The sequence below is a fragment of the Arthrobacter melezitosi genome (assembly GCF_054511055.1).
In genome coordinates this window covers 406050-420568 of record NZ_JBTNDJ010000001.1, presented here as the reverse complement: position 1 = coordinate 420568, position 14519 = coordinate 406050, and the positions used below count along the sequence as shown (strand labels likewise).

Sequence of the window (14519 nt, the reverse complement as noted above, 5' to 3'; positions counted from 1 at the left end):
CCGGACCTCGGGACCGGTCAGGGCCGCGGGACCGGCGGCAGCGAGCGCAGCAGCCGTCCGGTGGCCATCATCGCCCCGCCCAGGACCGCCGGGAGGCCACCGCCGGGGTGCACCGAGGCCCCCACCCGCCACAGCCAGGGCCGGCGGGGGCTCCACTGGGCGGGCACGTGGAACGGCCCGCTCAGCCAGGAGGGCCGAACGGCTCCATAGAGCGCCCCCCCGGCCGAGCCGGCGGCGCTGAAGTAGGCCGGGTCGACGATGACATGCTCCCCCAGATAGCGGTCAAGGCGCTCCGGGAGCCCGAGGACCCGGGACACGCGGTCGACCTCCCCGGCGATGAACCGGTCGCCGATGGCATAGGAGCGCCCGTTCGGCGGGCTGGTCAGCAGCAGGGCCAGCGTCGGAGCGGCATTGGGGTACACCGCGCCCGCCGGGTAGTAGTTGGCGAACACCATCGTCTGTTCCGGTTCCGCTCCTGCCTCCAGTGCGGAGTAGAGCTCCGCCGGGGCATCGGGCAGGATCACGCTGTGCCGCGGCGTCCCCTCGGGCAGCGGCCGCTCAAGCACGGCGTAGAGCCCCACCGCCGAGCAGGAAAGCTTCCGCGGGGTCCGCGGCGCCCGGCCCGACAGCAGCCCGGCCACCCGCTGCGCATCGATGCCGGCGACCACGGCGTCGGCCGGGTAGGTTCCCTGGGCCGTGCGCACGCTGCCCCGCCGGATCCTCTCCACCGGTTCCCCCGTCCGGATCTCCACTCCCGCCTCCAGCGCCAGCCGCTCCAGCGAAAGCACCAGCTCATACACCCCGCCGCGGGGCACCCAGACGCCGTCGTGGGCCATGACCGCGGGCATGCTCGCATACAGCGCCGGGGTGCGGGTGGGACTGACCCCGGCGTTGAGGGTGTGGATGGCGATGACCTCCCGGAGGCCCCCCGGGAGCCACGGAAGGCTGTCCAGGTAGCTGCGGGTGGTAAGGCGGTGCCCGTACAGCCCGGCGAGCCGGCCGAGTGCGGGATACGCGGCCCGGTCGAGCGGGTCGGTCGTCAGCAGCGTCGTGACGTCCTCCCCGAGACCCCCGTGCAGGGCGGCGAACCGCTCCCAGGCGGCGTGCCAGGGGTGTCCGGGCGGCACCGGAAGGCTGCACTCCCCGCCCCGGTAGTAGTAGGTTCCCACCTCGGTGAGCCTCTCGAGCGTCAGTCCGGCGGTGGCCGCGGCGCTGCCCGGTTCGCGGCCTCCCAGCACCTCGATGCGGCGGAGCAGTTCCTCCCAGACTCCGGGGAAGGTGAACAGGGAGGGCCCGGTGTCCATGCGCTGCCCGGCGACTCCGATGCGCCGGCTCTTCCCGCCGAGGGTGGGCGCGCCCTCCAGAACGGTCACCGAGTGCCCGGCGGCCCCGAGGAGCGCGGCGGCCGCCAGGGACCCGATGCCTCCTCCGACGACGAGGATCCGGCTCACCGGTAGAGCCCCAGCAGCAGCGACCCGGTGAGCTGCACCCCGGCCACCGTGCCCGCGATGTAGGGGAAGGCGATGGACCACCGGTACAGCCGGTGGCCGGTCGCCGGGGACGGCGAGCGCAGGAGCGAGACGAGCAGCCAGGCCGCGATCCCGCCGCTCACGATGGCCACGGGCAGGCTCACCAGGGCGAAGCAGACGGTGGAGACGGCCCACCAGAATCCGCTCCAGGCCACGACGCCGCGCGCGCCCAGCCGCACCGCCGTCGTCGGAATGCCGGCCGCACGGTCCTCCTCGATGTCCTGCACGGCGTCGAAGGTGTGTTTGGCTGCGCTCCAGGCCATCAGGCCGAGGGCGGCCGGCCACAGGGGTGCGGCGCCGAGCGCGAGCGGGACGAAGACCAGGGGGAAGGCGTAGGCGGCGTTGCTGAGCGAATCCAGGTACGGCCGGGCCTTGAAGCGCGGCGGAGGGGCCGAATAGGCGATGAACACCGCCGCGTACAGGCCGATCCAGGCCAGCGCCGGCCACGGCAGGGTGGCCAGGAAGTAGGCGAGGAAGGGGAGGTTCGTGGCGGCCACCCAGGTCCAGATGGAGCGGACCTCGGCGGCCCGGATGCGTGCGCCCTCCAGGGATCCCTTCCGCGGGTTCAGCGCGTCGGTGTCCTGGTCGAAGATGTCGTTGACGCCGTAGATCAGCAGGTTGAAGGGCAGGGTCAGCCAGAGCAGCAGCGCCAGGGCCCCGGGATCCCAGAGCGCTCCGGCGAGCCACATGCCCACCGCGCCGGTGCCCAGCGTGTTGATCCACAGCACGGGCCGGGAAATGGCCACCATCCTCTGCGGGGCGGCCAGCAACCCTGATCGGGGCACGGCGGGTCCTCCTTGGCTCGGGTCGTTCGCGGATAAAAGCCGGTCGGACCGGGTCGGTCCGCGCTCCCGCACGGCCGTGCCGCCGGTGGCGGCGGCGCGGGCGGCGTACGAACGGCCACCGCCCGGACGCTTCCGCCAACACTACGGGCCTCCCATGGCCGATGAGTGCGTCAGCAACCCTCCCCTGTGTCTAGAATCATAATTGAGCTCGACGGCGCGCTCTGCGATGTACCGTCAACCCAGCTGAAGGAACACACCCCTATGAAAATCGGAATGCTCACGAGCGGCGGCGACTGCCCTGGCCTGAACGCTGTGATCCGGGGGGCGGTGCTCAAGGGGATCAAGGTCCACGGCCAGGAGTTCGTCGGCTTCCGCGACGGCTGGCGCGGTGTCGTCGAGGGCGACGCCGTCGAACTGCTGCGGCACGACGTGCGGGGCATCTCCAAGCAGGGCGGCACCATCCTGGGCACCTCCCGCACCAATCCCTTCGACGGCGGCGGCGGGCCCGAGGCCATCAAGGCCACGATGGACCGCCTGGGCATTGACGCCATGGTGGCCATCGGGGGCGAGGGCACGCTCGCCGCGGCCAAGCGCCTCACGGACGCCGGGCTGAAGATCGTCGGCGTCCCCAAGACCGTCGACAACGACCTTGACGCCACCGATTACACCTTCGGGTTCGACACGGCCGTCCAGATCGCCACCGAGGCGATCGACCGGCTGCGCACCACGGGAGAGTCGCACAGCCGGTGCATGATCGCCGAGGTCATGGGCCGCCACGTGGGCTGGATCGCCCTGCACGCCGGCATGGCCTCCGGGGCCCACGCCATCCTCATTCCCGAACAGCAGACAAGCATTGAACAGATCGCCCGGTGGGTCAGCGAGGCCAACGCGCGCGGCCGGGCGCCGCTGGTCGTGGTCGCCGAAGGCTTCGTGCCCTCCCACATGGAGCAGCCCCACTCCGAGCGCGGGCTCGATACCTTCGGGCGTCCCCGTCTGGGCGGCATCGCCGACCAGTTGGCGCCGGAGATCGAAGCCCGCACGGGCATCGAGACCCGGGCGACGATCCTGGGGCACATCCAGCGCGGCGGGGTCCCCTCCTCCTTCGACCGGGTCCTTGCGACCCGTCTCGGCATGGCCGCCGTCGACTCCGTGGCGGACGGCCTGTGGGGCACCATGGTGTCCCTCCACGGGACCGAGATCGCCCACGTCGGCTTCGAGGACGCCCTCGGCAAGCTCAAGCGGGTCCCCCAGCACCGCTACGACGAGGCCGCCATCCTGTTCGGGTGATCCCCGTCCCCGGGAGCCGCGCGGCGGCAGGGCCGGGGGTGTCCGTGCTAGTTTGCCGTCATGGAACTCGACCCCGGCACCGTGGCCATCATCCAGCTGGCCTGGTCGCGGCTGCTCAAGTTCGAGGACTCCGCGCTGGCCGGTGACCCCGCCGAACGGATCGTGCGGGTCGACAACGCCTCCGGCCGGCTCACCTTCGTCACCCTCTTCGGCAAGGAGGCGCTGGTTGGGCCGGAGTGGGCGGTGGAGGCGGCCCGGCGGCTTCCGGCCACCGAGCTGCGGCAGCAGAGCACCCTCGTCCACCTGACCCGGAAGCACGGGGGCAGGGGCCTGGGTGAGGCTCAGCTGTACTTCAGCGACACCCTGCCGGCGCTGGAGGCCCTGCGCAGCGCCGCGGTGTCCAGCGACCGCGAGTTCGTCGAGGGGCTCGAGCGGATGTGCCCGCCGGACGATGTGTCCGAGGCCGGCCTCGGCGGCCTCGAACACCGGTTCGTCCTCGTCGACGACAGCCGGCCGGAGGAGCCGGTGCCACTCGCCGGCGCCGGCTACGAGCCGTGGGCCGGGATCCTCGCCCACCTCAGCGTGCTGACCGCTCCCCAGCACCGCGGCCGGGGCCTGGCGGCCCGGATTGCCTCCGTCGCGGTGGAGGAGGCCATGGCCGCGGGGTTCGTTCCCCAGTGGCGGGCCCGCGTCGACAATCCGGCCTCCCAGCGGGCCGCGCGGCGCACCGGGTTCTCCTTCGGCGGCACACAGACCACCGTGACCCTCGGCTGAGCGCACCGGACCCGGACCGTGTTCCGCCGGGCCCGTCCGGCGGCGCGGCGGCCCGGCTGTCCAACAGCCCGGCCCGGGCATCCCGCCCGCGTGGGCGGGCTCAGCCGAACAGGTCGGCCAGGTCGGTCCGCTCGAACATCCGAGCGGCGGCACGGGCGCTCGGGGTGCCGGCGTCGGGGTCGGCGCCCGCTTCGTACAGGACGCGGGCGGTCGAGGTGTGGCCCTTGAACACCGCGCCGGCCAGCGGGGTCTGCCCGCGGTCGTTGGACTTGTTGACGTCGACGCCGCGCGCCAGGAGGTCCTTCACGATGGCCGGGTGTCCGTTGTAGGAGGCGAGCATCAGCAGGGAGTCCCCCGCCGCGTTGGTCAGGTCCGCCGGAACCCCGGCGTCGAGGTACTTCGCCAGGGTGGCGGCGTCGCCGTGGCGTGCCGCGTCGAAGAGCCGGCCGGCGAGGGCGAACGCCGCCTCCGCACCGGTGTCCCCGGTCACCGGGGGCCCTTGAGGAAGCCGGTGGCGCGTCCGATGACCTGCCCGGCGTCGGGGGCAACGATGACCTCCTGGGCCGCCGCGTACTGCTCGTCGGCGTCCTGCACCAGGAGCCGGGCGGACGGGTCGACCGAGCGCTTCACCACCGCCAGGGCGATGGGGCCCATCTCCCAGTGGTGCGCGACGGAGGTGACCCGCCCCACGGTGCGGCCCTCCAGGACGATGCCGCTGCCGCGCGCCGGAAGGGTGTGCTGGCTGCCGTCGAGGTGCAGGAAGACCAGCCGGCGCGGCGGGTGTCCGAGGTTGTGGACGCGGGCCACGGTTTCCTGGCCCTTGTAGCAGCCCTTGGCCAGATGCACTGCGGTGCGGAGCAGGTCCAGTTCATGCGGAAGGCTCTTGTCGTCGGTCTCGAACCCGACCCGGGGCCGCCATGCGGCCACCCGCAGGGCCTCGGCGGCCATCATGCCGGCGGGCGTGTAGCCCTCGAGCCCGGAAACGGCCGCAGGGAGGGAGGCCTGCGGGATGAGGTATTCGAACCAGGGGCGTTCGCGCCCCGGGTGCGCCTCCTCGCCGACCACCGAATACGGAAAGCCGCCGGTGCCCACGCCGGGCCACGGGTCGGCCCACACCGTGGACCCGTCGAAGGCCTCGATCCGGGCCGTCGCGCCCACCACGGCCCAGTCCGCCGAGACGTCGGCGATCTCGACCCGCAGCATGAACTTCATGCGCTGGAGCCACTCGGCGAGCCCGGGCGCCTCGGCGCCCTCCACCAGCAGCCAGGCGGTGGCGCCGTCGTCGACGATGCGCACGCCGAAGTCGATGCGGCCCTGGACGCTCAGCAGCAGCGTCTCCGATGACCCGCCGGGCTGCAGGCCGAGCAGCAGCTGGGAGGAGAGCGTATTGAGCCAGCTCAGCCGGTCCGGGCCGGTGACGCTGACGACGCCGCGGTGGGAGAGGTCGACGACCGCCTGCCCCTGGGCGAGGAGGCGCTGCTCGCGGAAAGGGTCCCCGTAGTGGGCGGCGACGGCCTCATCGGGGGCACCGCCCGGAACGGCTCCGGGCAGGCTGAGGAGCGGGCTGGTGTAGGTCATGTGGATGTAACGCCTTTCAGGCGGTGCTATTCCCCCACCCCGCCTGCCGGACGGCGCGGCATGCGGTCAGGGAAGCTTCTTGAGGATCGCCGAGGCGTGGGCCTGCAGCGCGTTGCCCGCCGCCGCGACATCCCAGCGCCAGTACAGGTCGCCGCCGACCAGCCCGAACAGGCGCGTCGCCGCCGCGTACTCCTTGGAGTGCTGCCCGCGCATCACCACGTCGGTCGACAGCTGGATCTGCGGGCCCTTGATGGTGCCGTAGTAGAGCTCGGCGATGCTGCCGGGGTGGACGATGGTGGCGGTGATGTCGAACCCGCCCGCGTCGTTGCGGAACTGCTCCACCTCGTCCGCGGTCTTCAGCGCGGGCACGATGTCGGCCGGGGAGAGCCCGGGCCCGACGTCGGCGTCGTTGAGCTTGCGGTCCAGCGCCCAGAAACCGGTTTCCACCGACAGAGGTCGCAGCCGGGAGCCCTGCTCGTCGGTGAGCCAGCTTTCGGCGGTGTACTGCAGGTACGGCAGCCCGTGGTGCTCGAACGTCATCCGCTGCCCGAAGTGCTCCGAGTCCGCGTCGCCCTCGCCGAGGCGGCCGGTCCCCTCCCAGGTGCCCAGCAGCCAGGAGAGCGGAACCAGTTCAGGGGTGAGGTCGGTGGGCAGTTCGATTGACATTGCCGGGACGCCTGACCGCTACTTCTGGCCCTTGTACAGGCGGGCGATCACCAGCGCCGCGAAGCCGCCCATGGCGAGGCCGGCAATAACGAGCAGGCTGAGAAAGAAAATTTCCAGTGCGAGGATCGACATATTCCCATCCTAACGCCCCCTCCCGGCCCGGCGGGATCAGGAGAGCAGCAGGGTGTCGAGGAAGTAGACGAGGGCGCCGATGGCAAGGACGGGGGTGATTCCCGCCGAGAGCGCCGCGGCCGCGTTCAGGGGCGCCTCCCGGGAGGCGAGCAGGCGCCGGCTGCTCACGAGCACGGCGCCGCTGACCAGGCCGACGAGGACCGCAGGCAGCGCGGGAACCCCGGGGAGCAGGAGCGCCCCGGCCCATCCGGCGGCGGCGGCGAGGGCCAGGCCCAGCGGGGCCGCGACGCGGTCGGGCCACCGGGGCAGCAGGGCCGCGAGTCCCGCCAGGACACTGACTCCGGTCACGACCATCATGCCCGTCCCGGCTGCATTGACCGGCAGGCGGTCGGCGGCCGCCCAGCCGGAGCCCAGGGCGACGGCGAAGACGCCCGAGCTCGCCCCGAGGGTCGACTCCAGGCGGTGGCTCTGCCCGGTTCCGCGGAGCAGCTGAATCAGGAACACCGCCCCGACACCGAGGGCCACCGCGCCGGGGAACCAGACCATGAAGCCCGGGCCCGGGGTGAAGGCGGCGGCGGCGGTGGCAGCGAGCGCGCTGAGTCCGATGGCCGTGGACTGGCTCTTGCGGGCGGGAACGCCAAGCAGGTGGGGCCAGCCGAGGGCCGCTGCGGCGCACAGGATGGCCGCGACGGCGGCGACGGCGAGGTGGGAGACGAAGGATGCGCCGACCAGGCCCGCCACCGAGGCGGCGGCTGCCGCGGCCACAATCCAGAATCTCACCCGGCCAATACTGCCCTATGCCTCTCGGGTCTGGGAAACCGCGGGCCCGCTCCCAGGAAGGGGCCGCATGTGGCCCCCGCTGCGGCAGCGGCCGCCGCGGGCACCCTGCGGTTATACTTGTCCAAATCTTTACCGCCGGCGGCTTCCGGTTCTCCCGGTTCAGCTCCGGTCCGCCCGCCCGATGATGCGCGTCCCGACCAGTGGAGGACACATGCCGCACATCTTACTGCTCACCAACAGTGCGGGATCCTCCGTGGACATCCTCCCGGCCCTTGAACTGCTGAGCCACAAGGTGCACATCCTGCCGGCCGAACCCACCGCCCTGCTGGAGACCGAACCGTGCGACGTCGTGCTGGTCGACGCCCGCCGGGACCTCGTGGGGGCGCGTTCGCTCACCCAGCTCCTGAAGGCCACCGGGCTCAGCGCGCCGTTGATGCTGGTGCTCACCGAGGGGGGAATGACGGCGGTGACCGCGGCCTGGCTGGCCGATGACGTCCTGCTGGACTCGGCCGGCCCCGCCGAGGTCGAGGCGCGGCTGCGGCTGGCCATCGCCCGGGCGCAGGCGGCCGGGGAGGAGGCGAGCTCCGAGATCCGGGCCTCCGGCGTGGTGATCGATGAGGCCAGCTACACCGCCCGCGTCGGCGGGGAGCCGCTGAACCTCACCTACAAGGAGTTCGAACTGTTGAAGTACCTGGCCCAGCACCCCGGCCGGGTCTTCACCCGCGACCAGCTGCTGCACGAGGTTTGGGGTTACGACTACTACGGGGGCACCCGGACGGTCGATGTCCACGTGCGCCGGCTGCGGGCGAAACTCGGCACCGACCACGAACAGCTCATCGCCACGGTGCGCAATGTCGGCTACCGGTTCACGCTGACGAGGATGCCCGAGGAGGCCGGGGCGGACATCCCCCAGGATGCCTGACCGGAGCATGCGGAACGGCGCTTAAACGCCGGAACCCCCATCCGTGCGGATGGGGGTTCCTGGGCGGGCGGAGCCCGGAAGTGGAGGACATACGGGTCGAACGTATCGCGGGCACCCCAGTGGTGCATCCCCCCTGAACGGTTTCCAACGCTACCCCACCCCCGGGTGTCCCGCCAAACCGGCGGTCCGGGCCGGTGGCGGCCGGGACGCCCGGCGGCCCGCCGCGGCGCGGCGGAGGGCACTAGGCTTGGCCCATGACGGCCAAACAGCAGCTTCCCTCCTGGACCATCACCCGGACCTCCGGCGCTCCGCCGGAGCTTCTGCTGGCCGAAATCCGCGAGCTCGCGGCGCGGGCGGTCGAGGCCGACGGTAACCCTCCCCTGTCCGAGCAGACCCTGGTGAACCTGGGCTCCTCCGCGCCCGGGGCGGCCGGCGTCCTGGTCTTCGCCGCACGGCCGGGCGCCGCGCCGGGCCCCGGCGAGGATGCCGAGCTCGCCGGTGTCGCCGTCGTCAGCCTCCCTTCGGGCGCGACCGGCGGCGGGGATGGGGCGGGGGCCGCGGGGCAGGAGCCCGCCGTCCTCGAGCTCGTCGTCGCCCCGCACAGCCGCGTCGAGGGGGCCGGTTCGGCCCTGGCCGCGGCGGTCGCCGCCGAGGCGCTGCCCGGGCTGCGGGCCTGGTCCCACGGCAACCATTCCGCCGCGGCCGTCCTGGCCGCCCGGCACGGGTTCCGGCCCGTCCGGGAGCTGTGGCGCATGCGCCAGACCCGGGCCGCGGCCGAAGAGCTCGCCCCGGCCCTGGTCCTGCCCGACAAGGTCCGGCTCCGCGCCTTCGTCCCCGGGCAGGACGAACAGCTGTGGCTCGAGGCCAACCGCGCCGCCTTCGCCCACCACCCCGAACAGGGCGCCATGACCCTCGCCGACCTCCAGGCCCGCATGGCCGAGGACTGGTTCGACCCGGAGGGCTTCCTTCTGGCGGAGGACACCGACTCCTCCCGCCTCCTCGGATTCCACTGGACCAAGGTGCATGCCGGGCAGGGAGCGCACCCGCCGCTCGGCGAGGTGTACGTGGTCGGGGTGACCCCCGAGGCGCAGGGCCGCGGCCTGGGCCGGGCCCTGACGGTGGCGGGCATCGATCACCTGCACCGGCGCGGACTGCAGGCCATCATGCTCTATGTCGATGCCGACAACACCTCCGCGGTGTCCCTCTACCGCTCACTCGGCTTCACGCGCTGGGACGTCGATGTCATGTACGCAGGTGGCGAAGGCACGCCCAGCTTGTAAGGTTGGATTCCAGCACAGTGCCCGCTTCTACGCGCGCCCGAGACACCACTGAACGCCGCAGGAGACACCATGGCATCTGAAACAGCCGCCCGAGTCCCATCCCGTTACGGTTCCTCGGAGACCTCGCCCGCCCGGGCCACCCAGGACCGCATCGACATCCCCGAATTCGCGCCGAGCCTGCTGCCCACCGGAGATATCCGCCCCGACCGGTTCCTCGACCGGGAGATCAGCTGGCTGGACTTCAACGCGCGGGTGCTTGAGCTTGCCGAGGATCCCGACCTGTACCTGCTGGAGCGCGTCGCCTTCCTCTCGATCTTCGCCTCCAACCTCGACGAATTCTTCATGGTGCGCGTCGCCGGCCTGAAGCGGCGCATCGCCACCGGCCTGGCCGTCCCCTCAGCGGCCGGGCTCAGCCCGATCGAGCAGCTTGAGAAGATCATGGAGGACGGCTACCGCCTCCAGCAGCGCCACGCGGCGGTGTTCGCCGAGCAGATCCGCCCGGCCCTGGCCAAGGAGCACATCCACCTCACCTCCTGGGACGAGCTCGACGAACCGGCCCGGAGCGAGCTGAACAAGCTGTTCACCGAGAAGGTCTTCCCCATCCTCACCCCGCTCGCGGTGGACCCGGCGCACCCCTTCCCCTACATCTCCGGGCTGTCGCTGAACCTCGCCGTCGTGGTGCGCAACCCCATCAGCCAGAAGGAACTGTTCGCCCGCGTCAAGGTGCCCGACCAGCTGCCCCGCCTGATCTCCGTGGACGGGCACCGCGCCGGGAGCATCGCCGGACGCACCGCCCGCTTCATCGCGCTCGAGGACGTCATCGCCGTCCACCTCGACCAGCTCTTCCCCGGCATGGAGGTGCTCGAGCACCACACCTTCCGGGTCACCCGCAACGAGGACCTCGAGGTGGAGGAGGACGACGCGGAGAACCTGCTGCAGGCGCTCGAGAAGGAACTGCTGCGCCGCCGGTTCGGCCCGCCGGTGCGCCTCGAGGTCGCCACCGACATCAACCCGAGCATCCGGGCGCTGCTGGCACGGGAGCTGGGCATCGAGGAGGACGAAGTCTTCACCCTCCCGGCGCCCCTTGACCTGCGCGGGCTCAGCGTCATCGGGAAGATCGACCGCGGGGAGCTCCACTACCCCAAGCACGTCCCGCACACCAGCAGGCACCTCAACGAGAGCGAGACCTCGAAGGCCGCCAACGTGTTCGCCGCCATGAGGCGCCGCGACATCCTGCTGCACCACCCGTACGACTCCTTCTCCACCTCGGTCCAGGCCTTCCTGGAGCAGGCCGCGGCCGACCCCAAGGTGCAGGCCATCAAGCAGACCCTCTACCGCACCTCCGGGGACTCCCCCATCGTCGACGCCCTGATCGACGCGGCGGAGGCCGGCAAGCAGGTGCTCGCCCTGGTGGAGATCAAGGCGCGCTTCGACGAGCAGGCCAACATCTCCTGGGCCCGCAAGCTCGAGCAGGCCGGCGTCCACGTGGTGTACGGGATCGTGGGGCTCAAGACCCACTGCAAGCTCTCCCTGGTCGTCCGCCAGGAAACGGACGGGCTGCGCCGCTACTGCCACATCGGCACCGGCAACTACCACCCCCGCACGGCCCGCTACTACGAGGACCTGGGCCTGCTCACCTCCAACGACCAGGTGGGCGAGGACCTGTCCCGGCTGTTCAACCAGCTCTCGGGCTACGCGCCGAAGTCCACGTTCAAGCGGCTCCTCGTGGCACCGCGGTCGGTGCGTTCGGGGCTGATCGACCGGATCGAACGGGAGATCGCCAATAAGAACGCCGGGCGCGCCGCCCGCGTGGTCATCAAGGTCAACTCGATGGTCGACGAGGCCATCATCGACGCCCTCTACCGGGCTTCGCAGGCCGGGGTGAAGGTCGACGTCATCGTGCGCGGCATCTGCTCGGTGCGGCCCGGGGTGCCCGGGCTCAGCGAGAACGTCACCGTGCGCTCGGTGCTCGGCCGGTTCCTCGAACACTCGCGCGTCTTCGCCTTCGCCAACGGCGGCGATCCGGCGGTGTTCATCGGCTCGGCCGACATGATGCACCGCAACCTCGACCGCAGGGTCGAGACCCTCGTGCAGCTGAGCGCCCCGGACGACATCGAGTACCTGATGACGCTCATGGACCGGTACATGGACCCGCGCACCTCCAGCTGGCACCTTGACGAGACCGGGGCCTGGACCCGGCACGCCAAGGACGAAAACGGCGAGGACCTCGGCGACATCCAGTCGTGGCTGCTCGCCTCCCGTGCCCGGCAGCGCGCCGCGATGCGCCGCTGATGTCCGCCAACCTCCAGACCCCGGCCGACGCGGCGCCGGCCCACACGGCGCCGGCGGACGCGGCGCCAGCGGACGCGGCGCCGGCGCACACGGCCGAGGCCGCCGTCGTCGCCGCCGGCACCCTGTGCTGGCGGACCGAGAAGGGCCACCTCCAGGTCCTGCTGATCCATCGCCCGCGCTACGACGACTGGTCCTGGCCCAAGGGCAAGCTCGACGACGGGGAGACCACCCCGGAGTGCGCCGCCCGGGAGACCCATGAGGAGGTGGGCCTCAAGGTCCACCTCGGCATCCCGCTGCCGTCAATCGCCTACGAGGTGTCCTCCGGCCGCAAGGTGGTTCACTACTGGGCGGCGAAGGCCGACCGCCTCAAGCCCGTCCCGGACGGCAAGGAGGTCGATGAGTACCTGTGGTGCACCCCCGACAAGGCCCGGGACCTGCTGACCAACCCCTCCGACGTCGAGCCGCTGGAGGCCCTTGAGGAGGCCCACGCGCGCCGCGACCTCGGGACCTGGCCGCTGATCATCGTCCGCCATGCCAAGGCCAAGCCCCGCTCCTCCTGGAGCCGGGCCGAAGGCGAACGGCCCCTGGCCGCCACCGGGCGGCGCCAGGCGGCGGCAGTCAGCCGGCTGCTGCAGGCCTGGCGGCCCGAACGCATCATCAGCAGCCCGTGGGTCCGCTGCGTCCAGACGGTCACCCCGTACGTCACCAAGGCCGACGCGAAGCTGAAGCTCGTCGACGCGCTCACCGAACACGACGCGGCGCGCAAGCCCGGACGGGCCCGCACGGCGGTGGAGAAGGTTTTCGACAAACGCCACCCCGTCGCCATCTGCACGCACCGGCCGGTCCTGCCCCTGGTCTTCGGGGTCCTGCGCGCCCACATGCCGGCGCCCCTTGCCGCGCTGCTGCCGGTCGCCGACCCCTACCTGGCGCCCGGTGAGGCGGTCATCTGCCAGGTCAGCTCCGTCAACCACGGGCGCATCGTCTCGGTGGAACAGTACCGCGCCTACGACGACTGACACGCCGTTGCGCTGGGCCCGCACAGGTCGGCGCACCGGCGGGTCCTCGCTAGACTGGCACGGTGAGCACACCCCTGATGACCCCGTATGAAGACCTGCTGCGCGATGTGATGGCCAACGGCACCGCCAAGTCCGACCGGACGGGCACCGGAACCCGCAGCGTCTTCGGCCGCCAGCTGCGCTTCGACCTGCGCGAGTCCTTCCCGCTGATCACCACCAAGCGGGTGCACTTCAAGTCGGTCGCGCTCGAACTGCTCTGGTTCCTCCGCGGGGAATCGAACGTCCGGTGGCTGCAGGAGCAAGGCGTTTCGATCTGGGATGAATGGGCGGACGCCGACGGCGAACTCGGCCCGGTCTACGGGGTGCAGTGGCGCTCCTGGCCCACCCCCGACGGCGGGCACATCGACCAGATCGCCGCCGTCATCGAAGGGCTCAAGGCGAACCCCGACTCGCGGCGCCACATCGTCTCGGCCTGGAACGTCTCGGAGATCTCGAACATGGCGCTGCCGCCCTGCCACGCGTTCTTCCAGTTCTACGTCGAGCCCTCGGCCGACGGCCCCGGCCGGCTCTCCTGCCAGCTCTACCAGCGCTCGGCGGACACCTTCCTCGGCGTTCCGTTCAACATCGCCTCCTACGCCCTGCTGACCCTCATGGTGGCCCAGCAGGCCGGGCTGGAGCCCGGGGAGTTCATCTGGACCGGCGGGGACGTGCACATCTACGACAACCACGTCGAGCAGGTCACCGAGCAGCTCTCGCGCGAACCCTATCCGTACCCGCGGCTGCGGATCACCCGCACCCCGGCAAGCATTTCCGACTACACCCTTGAGGACTTCGAAGTGCTCGACTACCGGCACCACCCCACGATCAAGGCCCCGATCGCCGTATGAGCTTCGACAATGTCACAGTCACCGGCGCCGTGGGCGGCGGGCCGGTCATCGGCCTGATCTGGGCGCAGACCGAGGACGGGGTGATCGGCAGGGACGGCGGCATGCCCTGGGATGTCCCGGAGGACCTGGCCCACTTCCGGAAGACCACCACCGGCCACCCGGTCATCATGGGCCGCCGCACCTGGGAGTCCTTCCCCCGGAAGTACCGTCCGCTGCCGGACCGCACCAATATCGTCGTGAGCTCCTCCGGTCCGCTGGAGGGCGCCGCCGTCGTCGGCTCGCTCGAGGCCGCCCTGGCCGAGGCGAAGCGGGCCCCCGGGGCGGAGCAGATCTGGATCATCGGCGGCGGCCGGCTGTACGCGGACGCCGTCGCCGTGGCCAACACGGCGGTGGTCACCGTCATCGAGGGCAACGCCGAGGGCGACACGTACGCCCCGGTGCTGGGCCCCGAGTGGGACCTGAAGGGCGTCACCCCCGCGGGGGGCTGGCTGGAAAGCTCCACCGGCACCCGGTACCGGCTGAGCCTGTGGGCGCGCGGGGCCACGGGGGCCTGACGGGCGGCGGGTGACGTAACCGGCACTGCCCCGCGCG

14 protein-coding genes are annotated in these 14519 nt (G+C 71.8%); 8 read left to right on the top strand and 6 right to left on the bottom strand.

Annotation, left to right across the window (positions count from 1 at the left end):
- Nucleotides 1-17: 17 nt before the first annotated feature.
- Nucleotides 18-1451 carry a phytoene desaturase family protein gene (locus tag ACX80W_RS02060; protein ID WP_459279967.1) on the bottom strand — a complete coding sequence of 478 codons (1434 nt, stop codon included), beginning with the start codon at nucleotides 1449-1451 and terminating at the stop codon, nucleotides 18-20.
- Nucleotides 1448-2314, bottom strand: a complete 867-nt coding sequence (locus tag ACX80W_RS02055; RefSeq protein ID WP_459279965.1) for a UbiA family prenyltransferase — start codon at nucleotides 2312-2314, stop codon at nucleotides 1448-1450. The genes ACX80W_RS02060 and ACX80W_RS02055 overlap by 4 nt, the downstream gene beginning before the upstream one ends.
- 261 nt (nucleotides 2315-2575) lie before the next feature.
- On the opposite strand from ACX80W_RS02055, the gene ACX80W_RS02050 reads away from it, so the two are divergent.
- Together ACX80W_RS02050 and ACX80W_RS02045 are read left to right on the top strand one after the other, a co-directional pair.
- A complete protein-coding gene (locus ACX80W_RS02050; RefSeq protein ID WP_459279964.1) occupies nucleotides 2576-3601 on the top strand; it encodes a 6-phosphofructokinase in 1026 nt (341 codons plus the stop codon).
- 60 nt (nucleotides 3602-3661) lie between these two features.
- Nucleotides 3662-4375: a GNAT family N-acetyltransferase gene (locus ACX80W_RS02045; protein ID WP_459279963.1), complete on the top strand. Its 714-nt coding sequence runs from the start codon at nucleotides 3662-3664 to the stop codon at nucleotides 4373-4375.
- A gap of 100 nt (nucleotides 4376-4475) precedes the next feature.
- Here ACX80W_RS02045 and ACX80W_RS02040 read toward each other — a convergent pair whose 3' ends face one another.
- The 4 genes from ACX80W_RS02040 to ACX80W_RS02025 all read right to left on the bottom strand — a co-directional run bounded on the left by ACX80W_RS02040 (nucleotide 4476) and on the right by ACX80W_RS02025 (nucleotide 7531).
- Complete coding sequence (locus ACX80W_RS02040; RefSeq protein WP_459279961.1) at nucleotides 4476-4865, bottom strand: ankyrin repeat domain-containing protein; 390 nt, start codon at nucleotides 4863-4865, stop codon at nucleotides 4476-4478.
- The gene (gene ygfZ / locus ACX80W_RS02035) at nucleotides 4862-5953 is read right to left on the bottom strand and encodes a CAF17-like 4Fe-4S cluster assembly/insertion protein YgfZ (RefSeq protein WP_459279959.1); all 1092 of its coding nucleotides are present in this window, start codon (nucleotides 5951-5953) and stop codon (nucleotides 4862-4864) included. The genes ACX80W_RS02040 and ygfZ overlap by 4 nt, the downstream gene beginning before the upstream one ends.
- Before the next feature lie 66 nt (nucleotides 5954-6019).
- Complete coding sequence (locus tag ACX80W_RS02030; protein WP_459279957.1) at nucleotides 6020-6619, bottom strand: nitrobindin family protein; 600 nt, start codon at nucleotides 6617-6619, stop codon at nucleotides 6020-6022.
- Nucleotides 6620-6787: 168 nt separating this feature from the next.
- Entirely contained in the window at nucleotides 6788-7531 is a 744-nt protein-coding gene (locus tag ACX80W_RS02025) for a hypothetical protein (RefSeq protein ID WP_459279955.1), read from the bottom strand.
- 211 nt (nucleotides 7532-7742) lie between these two features.
- On the opposite strand from ACX80W_RS02025, the gene ACX80W_RS02020 reads away from it, so the two are divergent.
- The 6 genes from ACX80W_RS02020 (at nucleotide 7743) to ACX80W_RS01995 (ending at nucleotide 14482) form a co-directional block, all read left to right on the top strand.
- On the top strand, nucleotides 7743-8453 hold the full coding sequence (locus ACX80W_RS02020; protein ID WP_459279953.1) for a winged helix-turn-helix transcriptional regulator: 711 nt from the start codon (nucleotides 7743-7745) through the stop codon (nucleotides 8451-8453).
- A 254-nt stretch (nucleotides 8454-8707) separates the two neighbouring features.
- Nucleotides 8708-9733, top strand: coding sequence for a mycothiol synthase (mshD, locus tag ACX80W_RS02015; protein WP_459279951.1), 1026 nt, complete (start codon nucleotides 8708-8710; stop codon nucleotides 9731-9733).
- Nucleotides 9734-9802: 69 nt separating this feature from the next.
- Nucleotides 9803-12025: an RNA degradosome polyphosphate kinase gene (locus ACX80W_RS02010; protein WP_459279949.1), complete on the top strand. Its 2223-nt coding sequence runs from the start codon at nucleotides 9803-9805 to the stop codon at nucleotides 12023-12025.
- Nucleotides 12025-13041 carry an NUDIX hydrolase gene (locus tag ACX80W_RS02005; protein ID WP_459279948.1) on the top strand — a complete coding sequence of 339 codons (1017 nt, stop codon included), beginning with the start codon at nucleotides 12025-12027 and terminating at the stop codon, nucleotides 13039-13041. Before ACX80W_RS02010 ends, ACX80W_RS02005 begins: the two co-directional genes overlap by 1 nt.
- Before the next feature lie 77 nt (nucleotides 13042-13118).
- Complete coding sequence (locus tag ACX80W_RS02000; protein WP_459280196.1) at nucleotides 13119-13928, top strand: thymidylate synthase; 810 nt, start codon at nucleotides 13119-13121, stop codon at nucleotides 13926-13928.
- Nucleotides 13925-14482, top strand: a complete 558-nt coding sequence (locus ACX80W_RS01995; protein ID WP_459279946.1) for a dihydrofolate reductase — start codon at nucleotides 13925-13927, stop codon at nucleotides 14480-14482. Before ACX80W_RS02000 ends, ACX80W_RS01995 begins: the two co-directional genes overlap by 4 nt.
- The last annotated feature ends 37 nt before the right edge of the window (nucleotides 14483-14519 follow it).